The organism is Bacillus paralicheniformis, assembly GCF_002993925.1.
GTDB classification, from domain to species: Bacteria; Bacillota; Bacilli; order Bacillales; family Bacillaceae; genus Bacillus; species Bacillus paralicheniformis.
Window position 1 is genome coordinate 4,297,692 of sequence record NZ_CP023665.1, and the last position, 19,238, is coordinate 4,316,929.

Below are 19,238 nucleotides of genomic sequence, written 5' to 3' on the forward strand. Positions count from 1 at the left end.
AGACGAAAGAGGGATTCATTTGCTATATTTACATTGATAATGCGAATCATTATCACTTAGATAATTTCATATGCTTTATATCAACAGGAGGGTCAAGTGAAAAAGAACTTATTGATAATCGGTTTAGTTATGCTGTTGTGTATCGTGGTCAGCGCCTGCGGAAGCGGCAATGCGTCAAACGGCAACAAAGAAAAAGCGGCTGAAGAAACGACAAGAACATATCAATCAACGCGTGGAAAAGTAGACATTCCAACACATCCAAAGCGCATCGTGACAGACTTTTATGCCGGTGAACTGTTCACGGTCGGCGCCAATGTCGTCGGCTCCGGCTCGTGGTCTTTCTCCAATCCGTTTTTAAAAGACCGCATGAAAGATGTGACAGATTTAGGCGACCCAATTAATGTGGAAAAAGTCATGAAACTGAAGCCTGATTTAATTGTTGTCATGAACGATGAAAATTACGACAAACTGTCCAAAATCGCACCGACCGTTGTGATTCCTTATAATACGGCGAAAAATGTTCAGGAAACCGTTAAGATGTTTGGCGACATTGCAGGAGCTAAAGAAGAAGCTGAACAATTCCTCGCCGATTTCGAACAGAAATCGAAATCAGCAAGGAAAAAAATCGCTCAAGTCGTCGACAAAAAGGCTACTTTCGGTATTTATGAAAACACAGAAAAAGGACAATTCTGGGTGTTCAATGACAACGGCGGCCGCGGAGGCCAAGCCGTGTACAACGCGCTCGGCTTAAAAGCGCCTGAAAAGATTCAAAAGGACATCTTCAAAAAAGGCGACATCAAAGAACTATCCTTGGAAGTCGTACCTGAATATGCTGCCGACTACATGTTTGTAACAGACTATAACCCGAACGGCGACAGCAAGACGCTGGACAAGCTCAAGCAGTCTTCCATTTGGAAAAACCTTGACGCCGTCAAAAACAATCGTGTCTTTATCAACGACTTTGACACGTTCTACCCATACGATCCGATCTCTGTCAGCAAACAGGTTGATTTGATTACGGAAATGCTGGTGAAGCGTGAGAAAGAGAATAAGTAAAAAAGCTGGAATTTCCAGCTTTTTTTATTGTTTTCTTTCTTGAATGTTTGAAATCTTAAAAGCAAATTGAAAGATAAAAAAGAAAGGAATGTAGAAAAGAAAAAACATCAATATTTGAAATGATAACCCTTCCAAAGTAAATGGATAAGAAATGTCATGAAACAGAAAAGATAATGCCATCCAAACGACAAAGGCAAACAACCCGGCTTTAAAGCCAAGTCCCCTCTTTTTTCTCAACAGACCTTTGCTCACAAGCCTAATAGAATAATAGCCGCTGCCAATGAAAAAAAGAATGATCAGTAACAGATTGCTCGGTATCTCGTATGAGGTCGTGATAAAGATGGAAATAAAGATGAGTGAAAGAAGAAGCACAAACCCTTCATATCCAACTTTTCTTTCCTGCTCAGCCTTTTGATTTTCACTCATTACGTTCGCCTCCTCTCTACTATTTCCATTTAAACCAACAGAAACCATGTTAATAAACATCCATGAAAACAATGATTTAACACGCATGCCCCCCGCTGTTTCACGTGAAACAAAAAACACAGCGAAAAATAGATATTTTGGAATCAATTGCGTAAAATGAAAATAATGACAAAAAAGGGAGGGATCATGATGGGAATCAAAAAGGTTGGACAAATTGGGGTACCGGTTCAAGACCTGGAACGGGCTGTGGCATTTTATCAGGATGTATTAGGCTTGTCCCTTTTATTTCAGACAGATCGTATGGCTTTCTTTGAGTGCGGCGGGTTGCGGCTTCTTCTCAGTCTCCCGGAAAAAGATGAATTTGCTCATGCAAGCTCCGTCATCTATTTTCAAGTTGAAGATTTGCCGGCAGTATATAATGAAATCGCTACAAAAGGCGTTTCTTTTCCAATAGAGCCGCATGTGGCGGCGAAAATCGAGCAAACGGAAACCTGGATGGCCTTCTTTAAAGATACCGAAGGAAATACCCTCGCTTTGATGAGTGAAATGCAAGTCTAAAAAACAAAAAAACAGCTGAGCACCTCAGCTGTTTTTCACATCATCACAAGCCGATTGACACGTACGATTTAATTCACAGGCGGCGCATTTTCCTTTCCGGCTTCGTCTGACAAATTTAATAAGCGTCCATGCCGCATAACCGAAGATGAGCGCTCCGATCGTGATATTAAACAACATGCCGTCACATCCTTCCTATGATAACCCAAGCAATCGTCCGCCCTGATAAATCAAGAACGCGATCGCATACGCAATGGCCAGTCCGTAAACAATGGACAGGAACATCCACTTTTTCGAGTTTGTTTCTTTTTTAATCACCGCGACTGTCGCGAGGCATGGTACGTATAAAAGAACGAAAGCCATAAATCCGTAAGCGGCCAGCGGTGTAAATTGCTCAGCCATCATGCCTTGCAGCTGGGCTTCAGGTACGAAATAGATGATGCTCATCGAAGCAACGACAACTTCCTTCGCCAGAAAACCGGTTAATAGTGATGCCGCTGCCTGCCATGTGCCGAACCCCAGCGGCATCAACAACGGTGCGAGCACTCCGCCAATCATTGCTAAAAAGCTGTCATCCATCTCAACGCCCGTTCCACCGGGCCCTGTATACGATAAAAGCCAAATGAGGACAGAACCGCCAAAAATGTAAGTCCCGGCTTTGCGGACGAAACCTTTGCCCTTTTCCCATGTTGCCCGCCACAATGTACGCGCTTGAGGCAAACGATAAGGCGGCAGTTCAATCACGAAAAACGACTTTTCTTCTTTGAGCTTGGATGAGGATAAAAACTTCGCCAGCACCAGCGCCGCAGCAATGCCCAGCACATACAAGGTCAGGACGACGAAAGCCTGATGAGCCGCAAAAAAAGCCCCTGCAAACAAAGCATAAACCGGAAGTCTTGCCGAACAGGACATAAATGGCGTCAGCATAATCGTCAAAAGTCTTTCCTTAGGCTGCTCTACAGTTCGTGCAGCCATGACGCCCGGAACATTGCAGCCGAAGCCGATGATCAGCGGTATAAAGGCTTTACCGTTTAAACCGATCGCCTCCATCAGACGGTCCATCACCATGGCCACACGCGCCATGTACCCGGAATCTTCGAGCACCGAAATGAAGAAAAACAGAATAAAAATCTGCGGGACGAAAACGAGGACACCGCCGACACCGGCAATGATCCCATCGAGAATGAGCGCCTCGATAAACGGGCTGGCTCCCATTGCCGACAGTGCCGAAGCCGTCCATTCCGTCAGCGGTCCGCCGATGAAACCGTCCAGTGTATCAGACAATGGAACACCAAGCCAGTCAAACGTCAGCATGAACATGAGATACATGAACAACAAAAAAATCGGAATGCCAAGCACCGGATGCGTAACGATCTGATCCACGCGTTCAGTCAGCGTCTGTTTTCGATCTGACTGATATTCAACAGAGGATGACATGATGCGGTCAATCCATCGTTCTCTCTCATTGTAAATATGCTGATGCAGCGATTTTGCGGATTGTTCCTGAAGAAGGCGTTTTTCTGTCTCCTCGTAAATTTCCTTTAACCGTTCGCTGTCGGCCGCGTCTTCCAGCTGCTCTTTCATTTTCGAGTTGCCTTCCAAATATTGAAGAGCCATCCACCGTTTTAAAACGCCGGGACGTTCCGGTATGATCGACTCGATCCTGCCAATCGCTTCTTCTACTGTGCTTCCGTAATTGATGACGAGCGGCTTTGTTCTCTTTTCTTTTTCAAGAAGCAAATGCCGGCTCAGTTCATCACACCCTTTGCCGCTGCGAGCAATCACAGGAATCACCGGAACATCTAGCGCTGCAGACAACTTTTGATGATCAATGAAGACGCCTCGCTGTCCTGCGACATCGATCATATTTAAACCGATTGTGAGCGGATGACCAAATTCGAGGAGTTGCACAGTTAAGTGCAAATTCCGCTTTAATTGGGATGCATCGACAATATTCAATATGTCTGAAAATGATTCGTTGAGCAGGAAGTCAGTGACGACCCCTTCATCGCGGGACAGCGGGCTCAATGTATAAACGCCCGGGAGATCGACCATCATTCCTTGTTTATGGCGGAGCAGTCCCACCTTTTTCTCAACGGTCACCCCACTCCAGTTGCCGACATACTCATAGGAGCCTGTCAGCGCGTTAAACAATGACGTTTTCCCCGTATTCGGATTTCCGAAAAGGGCAATCTGCCGGCTGTTCATAGCTTTTCAATCCTGATCTTTTTTGCTTCTTCAAGCCGTATGCCGAGGCACTGTCCGCCTGACTCAAACATGAACGGTCCGCCAAACGGCAATTTCCGCTGCACGCAAATTTCAGCTTCTTCTTTCATCCCGAGCTGTATGAGCCTGCGCTGAACAAGTTCATTCACTTCTGAAAAATCTATGATTCTTGCTCTCTCTTTTTGTTTTAATTCAGCTAAAACCATTGTTGAGGCCTCCACATTATGAAAATGATAATCGTTATCATAATATGATTATAGGCAATAAGCCACCTTCCATTTAAAAGAAGATGTGTCAAAACCGGAACATTTTTGCGAGAATATAAAAAAGCGAAAAGCTCCGGCGGTGCAACCTGCCGTTCTGGCTTTTCGCTCTATCAATCTAAGTCGTTAACCGGCATGATGGCTCACTTTTTGCTCGATTCTCCTCTTTTTCGGCACGTAAATTTTTCCGACAAACATATAGCCGTACTTCAATTTATTGACGGCCCAAGATATGAAAACCGCAACGCCTGTAGAGATCGAAAACAAGAGCAAAACAGCCGAAACCGTACCGATGCTTTCAAAGCTCATTAAAATGACCAATCCGAAAATCAGGATAAAAGCGTGCAATAAATAAATAGAAAAAGAATAGTTGCTGATCATCATGATCAGCTTCGGCACCGACTTCAGTTTTGAAAACAGGTGAAAGCATAAGAAAATGATGCTTGTTGAATAAAGCAGGATATCCGGACGCTTTGACGTCACTTCGATGTCTTGTCCGAAGTAGGAAACCGCTACAATGAAACATCCGGTCACAGCAGCCGCTGCATATACCGCATGCCTGTATCGTTCCAGCAATGCCAAAAAGCGCTCGTAATTTTTGCCGCAATAATAGGCCAAACAAAAATAAAAGAGCCAGCCGGGAAACGGCACCCATGAAAAAGGAAACGGCGCCTCTTCCTGTACAACCGGAGGTTGAATGAACGTGAAATAGCTCAAATAAGCCGCTGTGACCGCAAAAGAAATCGAAAGCACCCATTTAGGCGACGCCTTTTGCAAAAATGAATGGAAGCACATGTGCAACAAGTAAAATTGAAAGATGACGAGGATGAAATAACCGATGAAATTCCCCAGGAAAATATTCGCCAACAGTTTTTTTAAAATGACCGATGCATGAAATTGCTGCATCATCAGACCAGCGGTCATAAAAGCATCCAAAACAGCGATAAATAGAAAAGGGATGAAAATCGTTTTAAACCGCTTTTTTAAAAACCCTTCCGGAACGCCGCCAGGGTAAGCATGCGCGAGCAAAAATTCGGAAATAAAAATAAACGCAGGCGTACTGAACATCAGGAGCGTTCTGAAAGATTCAACAACCCGGAAAACCGTATCTCCAAGCATGTCCGCCCGCACCATGAGCACCATCGATATCGCATGAAGCAAAACAACGCTTAAGCAGGAAATAAAGCGAATAACAAATATTTCTTTTACCTGCAAATCGATCACTCCTCTTTCAAATTTGAAATAATATCAAATTAACATAATCATCCAAATGAAGAAAGAGGCAAAATACATAGGTATGTTTATCCCAAATTTTCCGGCTGCAAGTATAAAAAAAGATTAGACACGTAGTCTAATCTTTTTTAAATCGCCGCTTTTATCTGTTTTGTATAGTAGAAGCGGACAATGAAGTAATATATAACCTGGATGGCGAAGAACACGCCGAGCACCATTGCAGATTCCTTGAAGAGGTTGTACTGAAAGGCATGCGATAAAGCGGTCAGCGCCACAGCTCCATGGACAAGGGCAACAGCGATAGGCGCGAAGAACAGAATGCCGATCTGCCTGTTCAGCACTTTATGCAGTTCCCGGTCTGTTAAGCCCATTTTGGCAATCGATTTGAATTTCTGCTTATCATCGTCCAAATCAGTGTACAAGCGGAAGTAGAGAAAACTTCCTGCTGAAACGAAGAAGACGATTCCGATAAACAGTCCAACAAATAATACCGGGCCATACCCTTTGCTTATATCATATACCTCATAATCTACAGCCGCGAAATAAATCCGATCCAGTTTCTTTTGCAGAACCTCCCCGGCTTTCACTAAAGCCATGCCGTCAGATTCTTTTGCCTGCCAGGCATAGAACCGGTTTTCGCTTTTCGGTTTTTTCAACTGTGCGAAATCTTTGTCTGTCACAATATAATAACTGTTTTCAGATAACGCTTTTGAACGGACCGTTTTGTCAGCCTGCAGCTTTTGTCCGGTTGCAAGAGGGATTGATGAAGGGAGCGGCTGGTCGTCTTCTCCCTCTAGGCCAACCTTGACATCATACTCGGCAGCTGCGGCTTTCCCTTCTTCAAGCTTGACGTGGTCGGCCCCGACCAGATCGGCAAACTTGTTATAGTCAGATTCTTTCACAATCAGCATGTCATGGCCATCGACATCGAAATATTGAAGGACGGCTGATGCTTTGTCTGTTTTGATATTTCGTTCTTTTAGCGTGTCGTTGATGAAAGCCACGTCTTGTTCGGTGTCTTTGTTTGTTTTCGGCGGTTTATACGAGAACGTATGCGGGTTCATATCTTTAATTCCGTTTGTCAGCAGAGTTTGGAAACCATACAGCGTCCCAATCGCACTGAACGCGACAGTAGAGATAATGGCCACCATAAAAAACGTCCGCGCATTGTCTTTCATCCGGTAAGACAGATCAGAAAACAAAATCATATTCGTTTTCCGCCAAAACAGGCTTTCCCGTTTTTTGAGCCTGCGGATCACATAAACACTCAGCTGCGTAAACAGCAGATATGTGCCGATAATGACAACAATCGTCACCGGAACCATCGCCACAAGAACGCCTATTTTCTTGACAATCAAAGCGGTGTAATAGCCTCCGGTAAGCAGAACAGCTGCAACCACTGTAAGCAAGGCAGATGCTTTCGGCTCCCCTTTGGAGATTTTGTTTCCTTTTAGCAGAACAATCAGCTTCTCGCTCCTGAGCACAAATGACACAAGAAAAGAAATAAATAAGAACAGGCCGTTAAAAGAAATAAACGTCACAATGATCGCCATCAACGGAAAATAAAAATCGAGCTTGTTATCAATAATCAGCACATTTTCCGCTGTGAGCAGTATCAATTTGGCGAAGACAAGTCCGAGCACAATCCCGCCGATTGTCGCAAAAAGCCCAATCAGCATATTTTCAAGAAATACCATCATGCGAATTTGGCGCATAGACATCCCTTGGATCATTAAAACGCCGAATTCCTTTTTTCTCGATTGAAGAAACGAACTCATTGAGTACAGCACAAAGAAGAAAGAAAAGACAAAGATAATGCCGCTGGAGACTAACAGGCCAATGGAAACATGCTGCCCGATGCCGGAGGTCAAAGAATCACTTGTCATCACCGGGTGGAAAGCAAAGATCGCGAATGCGAAAAAAACCATCACTGTAAACATGCTGCTGAGAAAATAAGCGGCATACAGCCTTTTGTTGCGAATGACGTTGTTAAACGCGAACTGACGAAAGGTCATTTGCATCCCCTCCCAACAAAGACAGTGTATCGAGAATCTTTTGGAAAAACGCTTGGCGGTTATCGCCGCGGTTGATCTCCGAATACAGCTTTCCATCCTTAATAAAGACGACCCGGTTGCAATAGCTTGCCGCCTGAGGGTCATGCGTGACAAGCATCATGGTCGCTTTTTCGTTGCGGTTGATCGATTCAAGCATTTCCATCACATCTTTGGATGACTTTGAATCAAGGTTGCCTGTCGGCTCATCGGCAAGCAGAAGCTTCGGCGAATGAATCATCGCTCTCGCTACAGCGGCGCGCTGGGCCTGACCGCCCGAAATCTCATATGTGCGCTTTTTCATAATGTGGGTAATTCCAAGCTTTTCAGCTAAATCGTTTGCCCTCCGCTTCATTTCCCTGACCTTTTCACCGTCAAGCGTCAAAGGAAGTACGATATTTTCTTCAACGGTTAATGTCGGCAGAAGATTAAAGTCCTGAAACACAAATCCCAGCTCTCTGCGGCGAAATTTAGCCAATTTTTCTTTTTTGAGAACATGCGGGTTTTGGCCGCTGATCAATATTTCGCCCGTCGTCGGTTCATCGATCGTTGCAATCATATTTAATAGGGTCGTTTTTCCGCTTCCGGACGGCCCCATGATGCCGACGAATTCACCTTTATCAATCGTTAGGTTAATATCCGTTAACGCGCGATACGCAATTTTTCCTTCGTAAATCTTACTGGCTTGTTTGACCTGAAGCATCACAAGATCCCCTTTCACCTTTAACTTTTGATCTGTGATCAGTTTACCTAAATTTCTTGTTGATGAACTATCGATTCTTCTTTCACTTTCATTACATCGATGTAAGGTTTTGTGTAGCCGTGAAAATCAGCCGGATTGTCGTGCCTTGCCCTTCTTGTGAGTCAAGTTCGATTCGGTGTCCAAGCTGGTCAGCCGCCGCTTTTGCCAAATAGAGACCCATTCCGGTTGATTCTCTGAAACGGCGTCCGTTTTCTCCTGTGAAAAACGGGTCGAATACCCGCTTTTGATCTGTATCCGGGATGCCGGCGCCGAAATCTGTCACTTCCAATACCGCTTCCGAATCGTTTTCACCAATAGAAATAATAACCGTATTGCTTTTTCCCGCTGAGTATTTGACCGCATTGTTGACAAATTGGGAAATGATGAAAAACAGCCACTTTTCATCTGTTTCGACTGTGATGCCTTTTTTGACTTCCTTGAACTTAGGATAAACTTGACTGCGAATATAGAAGCGCTTGTTTTCACGATTGACCTCGTGAACGATATCCGCCAATGCGACCGGTTTTATCCGGAAATCCTGCTCGATCGTCCGCAATCTGGCCATATAGAGAATCGTATTGAGGCCCGTTTTCATCCGTTCGGTCTCCTCGCGGATGCTTGATGATTCCGGTTCATCCAAATTTTGAGCCGTCAGTTCGATGACCGACAGCGGCGTCTTCATTTGGTGCACCCATTGATCCATGAAGGTCAAATGCTCTTTTTGTCCAAGCTCCAGCTTCTTTAATTCTTGACGGTATTGCCTGTACTGGCTTTTCAGCAGCTGTTCAAGCGCTTCTGAAAGAGGGGATTGGGGCTGATTCGATTGCCTGAAGGTGTCATCTAATGATTCCAGCCCGCTCGTCATCCGTTTGTAGAACTTCCGGCGCGTATAGTAATGGTAGAAAAGATAGCAGACAAGAAAGAAAAAGCCGAGAAAAACGGCATAAAAAGCCGGCCTGATGTGCTGATACCCATCAAGCCAGTACACCGACAGCATCGTGATAAACTGCAGCACTTGCACGGCAATCAACAAATAGTGTTCTTTGAAAAAAAGCTTCATTCCTCTCCCGCCTTCACCCAGGATATATTCAAGCGGTAGCCTGCGCCCCGCACTGTTTCTACCGCATCTTCAATTCCGAGCTCCTGAAACTTTTTTCTGACGCGTGTAATGTTGACATTAAGCGTGTTTTCATCCACATAGGCCTGATCATCCCACAGTTTGGCCAGCAAATCTTCCCGTCCGGAAATCCTCGGGTGGCGTTCCATTAAGCTTTCGATAATATCGGCTTCTTTTTTCGTCAAAGCAGCCGTTTGACCGCCGAATGTCAGTTCAAGTCTTTCCGGATACAGCCGCAGTCCTTCTTTTTCGAGAAGCCGTTCCTCCGCTTTTGCTGCATACTCCCCGTAAGCTCTGCGAAGCTGGCTGCGTATTTTTGCCATCACGATTTCGGCGTGAAACGGCTTGGTGATAAAGTCATCCCCGCCGTTTTCCAATGCCATGACCTGATCCATTTCGCCCGTCCGCGCCGAAATAAACAAGACAGGGCAAATCGATTCCTGGCGGATTTGCCGGCACCAGTAATAGCCGTCAAAGCTCGGCAAATTAATATCAAGCAGAACAAGATCAGGCGCCGTGCTTCTGAACTCATCGATGACACGGTCAAAGTCTTTCACGACATGAACGTTGTATCCATATTTGACAATATGCGATTTTAACAGATCGGCAATCTTCGGGTCGTCTTCTACAATCATCACTTTTTGCATCTCGGTCTCTCCTTTTGTTTGGATATATTATGACACGAAGCTGTCTGATAAACAAAAGCCGCCGCGATTCGTCCTACCTTACAATCATGTAATTGTACTGTAATATGAATCAATTTCTTCTCCTTGCGCCTTTTTTATAAAATAATACCATTCACAAACTGAATGAAAGAGGAGAAGGTATATGAAGACACGGGCAGGCGGCCTGATTGCCGCGGTTCTGATCACCGTTGCCGGCGTTTTTATTGCCGGCGTTTTTATCCTGCAGAAAGCGACAGGGGGCCTTGTGCCGCTGGCCGATCATTTCATACAAGGCCAGGGAAAGCCTGAGGCTTATTATCTCAAAGCCGAAGATCATGCAGAAAAGCTGAATAACGGAAAGTACAACTACACATTAACCGGATATGACGCGAGCGGACACAAACAGCAGATTGAAGCAGAGGCGGACGAAAAACTGCGTCCCGGCGCTTTCATCAAAGTATGGGCGTACGGAACGAAAGCCGGAAGCTTGACTGAAGTACACGAAGAGGAAATCCCCGAGGGCGCTATAGCCGCCATGAAAACCAATTAAAACCCCATCGCCTGATGGGGTTTTCTGCTTAATATTTAAATCGATTGATGACGGTTTGAAGTTCTTCAGCCAATTGAGACAGCGATTCTGCTGCATAAGAGATTTCTTCCATCGAAGCCAGCTGCTCCTGAGTTGAGGAAGCAACCGCTTTTGTGCCAGCCGACGTTTCCTGTGATCCGGAAGCTAATGTTTGAATGGTGTTTTGAACCATTTCGACACCTGATGTCAGTTGCTGAGTAGAAGCTGCGACTTCTTGGATTTGAGAAGCAACCTGTTCCACCAAGTTCAAAATTTCGTTGAAATTGCCGGTTGTCTCCTGGGACAGAGCGATTCCGGAGCTGACATTTTCTTGAACGACTTTAATATTATTCACCGTTTCTACCGATTCATTTTGGATCGTTGTGACCAATGATTGAATATGGTTCGCCGATTTATTCGTTTCGTCCGCCAATTTCCGGACCTCTTCCGCCACGACGGCAAACCCTTTTCCTTGTTCTCCCGCTCTTGCTGCTTCAATTGCCGCGTTTAGCGCCAGCAAATTCGTCTGCTCCGAAATATCGGTGATAAGCGAAGAAATGTTGCTGATTTCCGCCGTGCTGGACACGAGCGCCTCGAGGCCGCTGCCGGCTGAGTCGACGGATTTATCAATGAAGTTCATTTGCTCGAGCATTTTATGAACGGATTCGGAGCCGATTTCGGCTTTGTCTCTCATCGAAGACGACAGATCCGCTATGCTGCCTGTATTGGAGGCAACGGATGATAAACGGTCCAGCAATTCATGAATCGATTCCGAGCTCTTTTCTGTCATTTCGCTTTGCGTCATATTGCTGTCAGCAATCGCCTGCATCTCTTCCGAAATCAGTTCGGAGGTCGATTTCGATTCCTCCGCGCTTGCCGACAACTGTTCAGAGGATGCGGCGACTTGCTCAGACGAACTGCTGATCTGCTTCACAATTTGCGTCAGCGACTGAACAAAAGCATTGAAAGAATTTGCAAGCTGGCCGAACTCGTCTTTATTTTTGACGATCACTTTCTTGGTTAAGTCCGCCTCACCGTGGGCGATGTCCCCAAGCTGCTGATTCAGGCTTCTCAACGGTACCAGAATAGACTTCAAGAGCAGCAGACTCAAGACAATTCCAACTATGGCTGATACTGCTGTGACAGTGATGATGACCCATTCGCTCATCGTCCCGTTGGCGCTGATCTCTGCTTTCAGATCTTCAACCTCTTGTTCCAGGCTTTCGACCAGCTGGTTGACAGACGGATCGAGGACTTCTTTTCTTAATGTTCTTTCCTCTCCGAAATGAATCGATTCAGCTTTTTTAGAGCTTGAAGCGTAAGACTGTATAACTTGTTGATTTAAACCCCAATAAGCCTTAAAATTTTCTTTAATTTCTTCGACGTTCGCTTTGTATGTGTCTTCCCGGATCAGTTTTCCTGCGCGGTCAAGACTCTTTAAAACATCGTCGGCCTTGTCCTTCATTCCTTCACTGTATTCATTATCTCCGGTCATAATAAGGCCTCTTTCGTCATTCGACAAACCGGTCAGACGATATTGAATATGCTTAATCTCTTTTTGAAATTCCATCTTGTCCTTAAGTTCTTCATTCTTTTTCACCGTAGAAGAAATCATAAAAACAGAGGAACCTCCGATTCCAATAATGGAAACGACTAAAATTGATATAATTCCCAGCAGTTTTGTTTTTACTTTCATGATGGTGATCCTTTCTCCTTTATGTCATCAATGATAAAATGCAATTTTCAAATTAAAGATCTTCTTCATTTCATAGTATCGACATTTTTCGTCAAAATTTGAGATCTTGTATGATTGTAAACAAAGAAAAAGCTCTGCCTGGAAGGCAGAGCTTTTAATTGATTAATGAATTGGTTTACTTGGCGGACCCGCCGATTTGGTATGTTCATAGAAGTGATGAAAATAATCATTTGTCTCTGCTTTGATAACTTTCCAAAGCAGCAGGATGGCGATCAGGTTTGGAATCATCATCAGTGCATTCGCCATATCGGCAAATGCCCAGACGGTGACGAGGTTGGCGACCGTCCCGATGCCGCAGGCGAGGATGTAGACCAGCCTGTAGCCCGCAATTCCTTTGGAACCGGCCAAATACTCGAAGCATTTTTCTCCGTAAACATACCAGCCGACAATTGTAGAGAACCCAAAGAAAATCACCGACAGCGACACAATATATTCGCCAGCCGCGCCGAGTACTGAGGCAAATGCCGCGCTCGTCAATGCCCCGCCTTCAAGGCTGGCATTATGGGCCACGCCGGATATCAAGCCGCCAGACGGATCCCAGAAACCGGTAATAATAAGGGTTAAACCGGTCATCGTACACACCACGATCGTAACGATAAATGTCCCGGTCATTGCGACGAGCGCCTGTTTTACCGGATGATCTGCACGCGCATTTCCGGCGATTAGCGCAGCCGTCCCAAGGCCTGCTTCGTTTGAAAAAATGCCGCGGGACACCCCGTTCCGAACGGCTTCAGATACGGCAATTCCAAGGAAACCGCCGGCTGCTGCCACAGGGTGGAAAGCATAATAGAAAATCAGCTCAAAAGCCGGAATAATCTTGTCATAATTCAAAATCAGAATCAAGATCGCCCCGCCCATATAAAGAAAAGCCATGATCGGCACAAAGAAGCTGGCAACCGTGCTGATCCGCTGGATGCCGCCGAAGATGATGACGCTGACAAGAATGACGAGAATCAGCCCTGTCACCCAGTTTTCGATACCGAAGCTGTTCTTTGTAATATCGGCAATCGTATTGGATTGGACGCTGTTGCCTATCCCCAAAGCGGCAAAAGCTCCAAACAGCGCAAAAGCGATGGCGAGTCCTTTAAATCTGCGTCCGAGTCCGCGTTCGATATAATACATCGGCCCGCTTGAATATTCCCCTTTTTCATTTTTTACGCGGAATTTAACAGCAAGCAAGGCTTCCGCGTATTTCGTTGCCATGCCCAACAGCCCGACAACCCACATCCAGAAGATCGAACCCGGTCCGCCGAGTGTCAATGCCGTCGCGACACCTGCGATATTTCCGTTTCCGATCGTGGCGGCAAGCGCTGTCATTAAAGCTTTAAAATGGCTCACATCCCCTTCGGCAGCTGCGTCTTTGCTGTCTTCCTTGCCAAATCCGATCTTAAACGCATAGATCAGGCGGCGAAATTGCAGTCCTTTTAAAACAAACGTTAAAAATAAGCCTGTCCCAAATAATAAAATTAAACTGGGCGGCCCCCATAATACCTTATTAATCTTGCCTAGTATTTCTAAGATATCCATATGACTCACTCCCAACAAAGATAACGCTTTCATAGCTGCAAGAGATATTCTATCACAACGAAATATGGTTATGTTTGTGAAACGACACAAAATGTAATCGCTTACATTTGTTTTTTTAACAAAACTATTTTTTAAAGAAAAAAATTTTAATAGATAACTCCTCATATCAATCCTTTCACTTCATTCAACGTTCACCAATTTGTTAAATTTCACAAAAAAGCGCTTACATTTTTAATTTTACACACGATGCTCTTGCCGGTTCAGAGATTTATACTAGCGGTAGAATCATATTTCATTTGAGGGGGACGACATCATGATCATTGGAATTCCGAAAGAAATTAAAAACAATGAGAACCGTGTAGCCATTACGCCGGCCGGAGTAGTCGCGCTTAAAAAAAGCGGTCATCAAGTTTTAATCGAACAGGGAGCCGGACTTGGAAGCGGCTTTGAGGATGCTGACTACAAAGCAGCCGGGGCAGACATTTTGGTTGAAGCGAAGGATGTATGGGCAAAAGCGGATATGGTCATGAAGGTGAAAGAGCCGATCAGCTCTGAATACGGCTATTTCCGAAAAGGACTTGTTTTATTTACGTATCTGCACTTAGCAGCAGAGCCTGAGCTTGCGAAAGCGCTTGTGGACAGCGGCGTCACAGCCATCGCCTACGAAACGGTCGAAGTGAACCGGACGCTTCCGCTCCTGACTCCAATGAGTGAAGTCGCCGGACGCATGGCTTCACAGATCGGCGCGCAATTTCTTGAGAAATCAAAAGGCGGCAAAGGCATCCTGTTATCAGGCGTACCCGGGGTAAAACGCGGCAAGGTTACGATCATCGGCGGCGGAGTAGTCGGTACGAACGCTGCCAAAATCGCAGTCGGACTTGGCGCTGACGTCACTTTGATCGATTTGAGCGCTGAGCGCCTCCGCCAGCTCGATGACCAGTTCGGCAAAGACATTCAAACGCTTATGTCCAACCCGCTCAACATTGCGGAAGCCGTAAAAGACTCTGACCTTGTCATCGGCGCCGTCTTAATCCCTGGTGCAAAAGCGCCGAAACTTGTCACAGAAGAGATGATTCAGTCGATGTCCCCAGGCTCAGTTGTTGTAGACGTGGCGATTGACCAGGGCGGCATTATTGAAACGGTTGATAAGATCACTACGCATGACGATCCGACTTATACGAAGCACGGCGTTGTCCATTATGCAGTCGCCAATATGCCGGGAGCCGTTCCCCGTACTTCAACGATCGGCTTAACAAACGTCACTATGCCTTACGCTTTGCAAATCGCAAATAAAGGCGTTGAACAAGCAGTCGCCGAAAATCAGGCGCTCGCTCTCGGCGTCAACGTTGCAAACGGAAGCATTACCTACAAGGCCGTCGCGCGCGACCTTGGATATGAATACGTATCTGTAGAAGATGCATTTCAAACGGTAACCGCTGGTTAAGCGGACCCTATCTTTCTGTCAATTGAATGAAAACATTTTAATTACGCTTTCTGACTGTCCTTTCACGAAAAAAAGCCGGATATCATCCGGCCTTTTTTCATTCTGCTTTAAACCGCTTTCCGGCAAACGGCGTTCGCCTTCATCCAAGAAATCGGCTGCAAGTCAATTTTTGAATGGTGTTCCCGTATCAACATACTTAAATACATTCAGAGACGGCAATGGACGTCCTTTAAAATCAAACAATGCCTGATTGTCTACGGCGCTGCCGCCAAACCACTTTCCTGCGTCTTCCGGGTCGTATTCAGCGGCATAGCTTGTGGCCCAGCCTGATCCGTATGTCTCCCAAAGCGCTTTATTTTTCTCAAGCTGGCGTGCCGGTCCTACTGGAATCCATGCCGGTTCCCAATAGAAAACGCCGATTCCGGCTTCTCCTACATCGCTGACCGCTTGAATCACATCACGGACCGCGTTCGCCTGTCCTTGAACGGTGACCGGGTAATTGAGCGTTTGACCGTTTTTAGGGGCTGTATTTTCGTGTCCGTCTCCGTCTTCAGCCGTATACGTATAAGATGTCTCGGCTACCATGACCTTTTTGCCGTACGTATCCGCGACGGATGTCAGGACGGATGTTAGATTCTTCAGTGTGCCATGCCAAAATGGATAATACGAGCTTGCAAATACATCATAGTCGACATGGTGCCGGTGAAGCGTCTCGGCAATCCAAGCGTACCTGCCTGACGTCTCCGGATTGGTAAAATGCAAGGCGACTAAAATATTCGAATCCGTCTCCCGGACCGCTCGGCTCCCCGCATTGAATAATTGGCTTATCTTCGCCCAGTCCGTTTCACCGGCAAGACCCCCGTTTGTTTCGTTTCCGACCTGCACCATGCCGACGTTGATGCCCGCTGCTTTCATCGCTTCAAGGCTTTGTTTTGTATATCGGTAAAGCGTCGTTTTTTTATCTTCAAAGTTTAGGTTTGCCCATGCTTTTGGCGCTTTCTGTTTCGCCGGGTCCGCCCAGAAATCGGAATAGTGGAAATCCGCCAGCAGCTTCATTCCGTTGGCAGTGGCCCGTTTTCCGATCTGAATCGCTTTTTTCAGATCATTATTGCCCCCTCCATAGCCATTGCCGTTGGCATCATAGGGATCATTCCAGATGCGCACCCGGACATAATTGACGCCTGCTTCCTTCAGCGTTTTGAATATATCCTGTTTCTTTCCGGATTCATTGTAAAAGGCGACGCCGCTCTCTTCCAAAGCGATGATACTCGAAACATCAACCCCTTTTATAAAATCCTTGTGAAGCCCTGAAACCTTTTCGACAAAAAGGCCGCTTTCTGCCGCCTTGGAACCTCTGACGGCTTCCGCCGGACCGCCGGTTCCAAGTGCGCCCAAAACAAAAATCAGCACCACAAAAACAGCCACCACGTTTTTCATGAAACTCGCTTCTCCCCTTTCATGATTGACACACGCCAAACAGAAAACGCTTTCATTATTTTTTTAAGAGAAACACCCACATTAAAGCGGATGTCCCCCGGGCTTATTTTTTTGTTTTTACCGCTATTCTGGCTTCATATTTTTCCAATGTGATTTCGCCGGTCAGCGTTTCTCCGGTCATCATATCTTTAACGGCCGACTCCAACACGACGGGCTGGCGTTTTTCTGTGAAATTCATGATGAAAATATAATCATTTTCTTCATCCTGTCTGACTTGAACGGAGACGCCAGGCTGATGTTTCACATCAAAAGCCGGTTGAATCGATAGCTCTTTGATCAATGTTTCATAAAAATCCCGATGAAATTGACTGCTTAAGCGCGCACCGATATAGTACGTCTTCCCCTGTTTGTATGAATGGCTTGTAACAGCCGGCGTGTCCGCATAAAAATCGTCCTCATAGAATCCCACGGGATCTGCCGTATCCAGCTTCAGCACGGTCGCATAATCTTTCAGCTCATAGGACCGGTTTTGATAACGGACCCTATTTTTGTCGCCCGGATAGAGCGTATCGGTTTCAACAGGTTCCATGCCAAACATCTCTTGCAGATCTTGCGGCCATCCGCCTAAATAGGTCAGGTCAGATTCGTTGACGATTCCGCTAATATACGTCATCACCAATGTGCCCCCGTTTGCAGCAAAGGCTTTTAAACGCGCGATTGTTTCTTCACTTGCTAAGTAAAGCATCGGAACGATCAGCAGCCGGTACGGCGAAAAATCCTGTTCCTTCGTAATCACGTCGACTGGAATATCACGCTCCCAAAACGCGCGGTAGTGCTCGTGCAAGGTTTGGGGATACCGCTTGGTTTTCATCCCGAATCCTTGTGCATCTTCGAGCGCCCAATGGGTTTCCCAATCATAGAGGATCGCGACATTCGCGGGCCTTGTCGTTCCGACGACTTCAGACAGTTCATCAAGGGTTTGCCCCATTTTTGCCACTTCTTTAAATACGCGGTTCTCGGAACAATTGTCATGGCTGACAACCGCACCGTGAAATTTTTCCGATGAGCCGCGGGATTTCCGCCATTGAAAATAGAGAATGCTGTCAGATCCGTGGGCGATCATCTGCATAGAAGACAAGAGATGCATCCCCGGCCGTTTCGCTTTATTAAAATTGTGCCAATTGACAGCGCTTGGCGTCGATTCCATTAAAAGAAACGGCTGCTGTTTCAGGCTGCGGTACAAATCATTGATAAAGCCGACTTTCATGGCCAAATCAGCTGTGCTTTCCCAATCATTGTGCCAGGCGGGATACGCGTCCCAGCTGATCACGTCCAGATGCTTGGCAAACTTGCTGTAGTCCAGCCCTTGAAATGGAATGAGATCATGCGTGTCAGCCATAAAGTTGGTCGTAATCGGAATATTCGGCGTGATTTCCTTCAACGGAACGATTTCATTTTGAAAGAAAGAGATCGTCTGATCAGTGACGAAGCGGCGCCAGTCCAAATTCAAGCCGTGCACCGCATTTTCACCGATCGGAGACGGCGATTCAATCTGTGACCAATCGTTGAAGGTATGGCTCCAAAAAGGCGTCCACCATGCATCATTCAAAGATTTAAGATCATTGTTGTACTTCTTTTTCAGCCAGTCTCTAAAAGCGTGCTGGCATTGATGACAATGGCATTCTCCTCCGTATTCGTTGGAGACATGCCACATCAAAAGGGCAGGATGGCTGCCGTACCTTTCAGCCAGCAAGCGGTTGATCTTTCTCGTTTTTTCACGGTATACGTATGAAGTGAAGCAATGATTGTGCCTTCCGCCATGCAGCTGTTTGACACGTTCCGCATTGACGCGCAGCACTTCCGGATATTTTTGCGACAGCCAAGCAGGACGGGCGCCGCTCGGTGTCGCCATTATAATCCGTCCGCCGTTCCGGTGAATGTTCTCAAACATATCATCCAGCCATTCAAACGTATAGACGCCTTCCTCCGGCTCAAGAGCGCTCCATGAAAAAATCCCCACTGAAAATGTATTCGTATGGGCAAGCTTCATCAGCTTGATATCATCTGCAAGAATATCCGGACGGTCAAGCCATTGATCCGGATTGTAGTCTCCCCCGTGAAGCATGTATTTTGCTTGTGTCGTATAAATTTTTGGCATAATACTCTCCTTTT

17 protein-coding genes are annotated in these 19,238 nt (G+C 46.0%); 4 read left to right on the forward strand and 13 right to left on the reverse strand.

Annotated features, from left to right (window positions below):
- The first annotated feature begins 96 nt into the window (after positions 1 to 96).
- Positions 97 to 1,056, forward strand: a complete 960-nt coding sequence (locus tag CP943_RS21880) for an iron-hydroxamate ABC transporter substrate-binding protein (RefSeq protein ID WP_020453558.1) — start codon at positions 97 to 99, stop codon at positions 1,054 to 1,056.
- Between the two features lie 24 nt (positions 1,057 to 1,080).
- Here CP943_RS21880 and CP943_RS21885 read toward each other — a convergent pair whose 3' ends face one another.
- Positions 1,081 to 1,482 (reverse strand): hypothetical protein, encoded by a 402-nt coding sequence (locus tag CP943_RS21885; RefSeq protein ID WP_026580384.1) that lies wholly within the window; start codon positions 1,480 to 1,482, stop codon positions 1,081 to 1,083.
- A 189-nt stretch (positions 1,483 to 1,671) separates the two neighbouring features.
- Between CP943_RS21885 and CP943_RS21890 the strand changes: the two genes are divergently transcribed.
- Positions 1,672 to 2,040 carry a VOC family protein gene (locus CP943_RS21890; protein ID WP_101561280.1) on the forward strand — a complete coding sequence of 123 codons (369 nt, stop codon included), beginning with the start codon at positions 1,672 to 1,674 and terminating at the stop codon, positions 2,038 to 2,040.
- 24 nt (positions 2,041 to 2,064) lie between these two features.
- Here CP943_RS21890 and CP943_RS21895 read toward each other — a convergent pair whose 3' ends face one another.
- The 8 genes from CP943_RS21895 to CP943_RS21930 all read right to left on the reverse strand — a co-directional run bounded on the left by CP943_RS21895 (position 2,065) and on the right by CP943_RS21930 (position 10,316).
- On the reverse strand, positions 2,065 to 2,217 hold the full coding sequence (locus CP943_RS21895) for a FeoB-associated Cys-rich membrane protein (RefSeq protein WP_026580385.1): 153 nt from the start codon (positions 2,215 to 2,217) through the stop codon (positions 2,065 to 2,067).
- 15 nt (positions 2,218 to 2,232) lie between these two features.
- On the reverse strand, positions 2,233 to 4,245 hold the full coding sequence (gene feoB, locus CP943_RS21900; protein WP_020453561.1) for a ferrous iron transport protein B: 2,013 nt from the start codon (positions 4,243 to 4,245) through the stop codon (positions 2,233 to 2,235).
- Positions 4,242 to 4,469 (reverse strand): FeoA family protein, encoded by a 228-nt coding sequence (locus CP943_RS21905; protein WP_020453562.1) that lies wholly within the window; start codon positions 4,467 to 4,469, stop codon positions 4,242 to 4,244. The genes feoB and CP943_RS21905 overlap by 4 nt, the downstream gene beginning before the upstream one ends.
- A gap of 183 nt (positions 4,470 to 4,652) precedes the next feature.
- Positions 4,653 to 5,741 carry an acyltransferase family protein gene (locus tag CP943_RS21910; RefSeq protein WP_026580386.1) on the reverse strand — a complete coding sequence of 363 codons (1,089 nt, stop codon included), beginning with the start codon at positions 5,739 to 5,741 and terminating at the stop codon, positions 4,653 to 4,655.
- 146 nt (positions 5,742 to 5,887) lie between these two features.
- Entirely contained in the window at positions 5,888 to 7,774 is a 1,887-nt protein-coding gene (locus CP943_RS21915; protein WP_020453564.1) for an FtsX-like permease family protein, read from the reverse strand.
- Positions 7,749 to 8,513, reverse strand: a complete 765-nt coding sequence (locus CP943_RS21920; protein WP_020453565.1) for an ABC transporter ATP-binding protein — start codon at positions 8,511 to 8,513, stop codon at positions 7,749 to 7,751. The genes CP943_RS21915 and CP943_RS21920 overlap by 26 nt, the downstream gene beginning before the upstream one ends.
- Before the next feature lie 91 nt (positions 8,514 to 8,604).
- Positions 8,605 to 9,612 carry a sensor histidine kinase gene (locus CP943_RS21925; protein WP_020453566.1) on the reverse strand — a complete coding sequence of 336 codons (1,008 nt, stop codon included), beginning with the start codon at positions 9,610 to 9,612 and terminating at the stop codon, positions 8,605 to 8,607.
- Complete coding sequence (locus CP943_RS21930) at positions 9,609 to 10,316, reverse strand: response regulator transcription factor (RefSeq protein WP_020453567.1); 708 nt, start codon at positions 10,314 to 10,316, stop codon at positions 9,609 to 9,611. The genes CP943_RS21925 and CP943_RS21930 overlap by 4 nt, the downstream gene beginning before the upstream one ends.
- A 181-nt stretch (positions 10,317 to 10,497) precedes the next feature.
- Between CP943_RS21930 and CP943_RS21935 the strand changes: the two genes are divergently transcribed.
- Entirely contained in the window at positions 10,498 to 10,884 is a 387-nt protein-coding gene (locus CP943_RS21935) for a YxeA family protein (protein ID WP_026580387.1), read from the forward strand.
- Positions 10,885 to 10,912: 28 nt separating this feature from the next.
- Here the strand turns inward: CP943_RS21935 and CP943_RS21940 are convergent, their stop codons facing one another.
- The gene (locus tag CP943_RS21940) at positions 10,913 to 12,598 is read right to left on the reverse strand and encodes a methyl-accepting chemotaxis protein (protein ID WP_026580388.1); all 1,686 of its coding nucleotides are present in this window, start codon (positions 12,596 to 12,598) and stop codon (positions 10,913 to 10,915) included.
- 162 nt (positions 12,599 to 12,760) lie between these two features.
- Positions 12,761 to 14,185 (reverse strand): alanine/glycine:cation symporter family protein, encoded by a 1,425-nt coding sequence (locus CP943_RS21945; protein WP_026580389.1) that lies wholly within the window; start codon positions 14,183 to 14,185, stop codon positions 12,761 to 12,763.
- A 313-nt stretch (positions 14,186 to 14,498) separates the two neighbouring features.
- Here CP943_RS21945 and ald point away from each other — a divergent pair, with 313 nt between their 5' ends.
- The gene (gene ald / locus CP943_RS21950) at positions 14,499 to 15,629 is read left to right on the forward strand and encodes an alanine dehydrogenase (RefSeq protein WP_020453571.1); all 1,131 of its coding nucleotides are present in this window, start codon (positions 14,499 to 14,501) and stop codon (positions 15,627 to 15,629) included.
- 162 nt (positions 15,630 to 15,791) lie between these two features.
- On the opposite strand, the gene CP943_RS21955 is transcribed toward ald, so the two are convergent.
- Entirely contained in the window at positions 15,792 to 17,066 is a 1,275-nt protein-coding gene (locus CP943_RS21955; protein WP_105981331.1) for an arabinogalactan endo-beta-1,4-galactanase, read from the reverse strand.
- A 103-nt stretch (positions 17,067 to 17,169) separates the two neighbouring features.
- Positions 17,170 to 19,224: a beta-galactosidase GanA gene (locus CP943_RS21960; RefSeq protein ID WP_105981332.1), complete on the reverse strand. Its 2,055-nt coding sequence runs from the start codon at positions 19,222 to 19,224 to the stop codon at positions 17,170 to 17,172.
- Between the last annotated feature and the right edge of the window lie 14 nt (positions 19,225 to 19,238).

Excerpts from the sequence above, each read along its gene's own strand:
- CP943_RS21905 (WP_020453562.1), bottom strand. The coding sequence starts at position 4,469 with ATGGTTTTAGCTGAATTAAAACAAAAAGAGAGAGCAAGAATCATAGAT.
- CP943_RS21945 (WP_026580389.1), bottom strand. The coding sequence starts at position 14,185 with ATGGATATCTTAGAAATACTAGGCAAGATTAATAAGGTATTATGGGGG.
- ald (WP_020453571.1), top strand. The coding sequence starts at position 14,499 with ATGATCATTGGAATTCCGAAAGAAATTAAAAACAATGAGAACCGTGTA.
- CP943_RS21960 (WP_105981332.1), bottom strand. The coding sequence starts at position 19,224 with ATGCCAAAAATTTATACGACACAAGCAAAATACATGCTTCACGGGGGA.
- CP943_RS21915 (WP_020453564.1), bottom strand. The coding sequence starts at position 7,774 with ATGACCTTTCGTCAGTTCGCGTTTAACAACGTCATTCGCAACAAAAGG.
- CP943_RS21955 (WP_105981331.1), bottom strand. The coding sequence starts at position 17,066 with ATGAAAAACGTGGTGGCTGTTTTTGTGGTGCTGATTTTTGTTTTGGGC.
- CP943_RS21885 (WP_026580384.1), bottom strand. The coding sequence starts at position 1,482 with ATGAGTGAAAATCAAAAGGCTGAGCAGGAAAGAAAAGTTGGATATGAA.
- feoB (WP_020453561.1), bottom strand. The coding sequence starts at position 4,245 with ATGAACAGCCGGCAGATTGCCCTTTTCGGAAATCCGAATACGGGGAAA.
- CP943_RS21890 (WP_101561280.1), top strand. The coding sequence starts at position 1,672 with ATGGGAATCAAAAAGGTTGGACAAATTGGGGTACCGGTTCAAGACCTG.
- CP943_RS21935 (WP_026580387.1), top strand. The coding sequence starts at position 10,498 with ATGAAGACACGGGCAGGCGGCCTGATTGCCGCGGTTCTGATCACCGTT.
- CP943_RS21925 (WP_020453566.1), bottom strand. The coding sequence starts at position 9,612 with ATGAAGCTTTTTTTCAAAGAACACTATTTGTTGATTGCCGTGCAAGTG.
- CP943_RS21940 (WP_026580388.1), bottom strand. The coding sequence starts at position 12,598 with ATGAAAGTAAAAACAAAACTGCTGGGAATTATATCAATTTTAGTCGTT.
- CP943_RS21895 (WP_026580385.1), bottom strand. The coding sequence starts at position 2,217 with ATGTTGTTTAATATCACGATCGGAGCGCTCATCTTCGGTTATGCGGCA.
- CP943_RS21920 (WP_020453565.1), bottom strand. The coding sequence starts at position 8,513 with ATGCTTCAGGTCAAACAAGCCAGTAAGATTTACGAAGGAAAAATTGCG.
- CP943_RS21930 (WP_020453567.1), bottom strand. The coding sequence starts at position 10,316 with ATGCAAAAAGTGATGATTGTAGAAGACGACCCGAAGATTGCCGATCTG.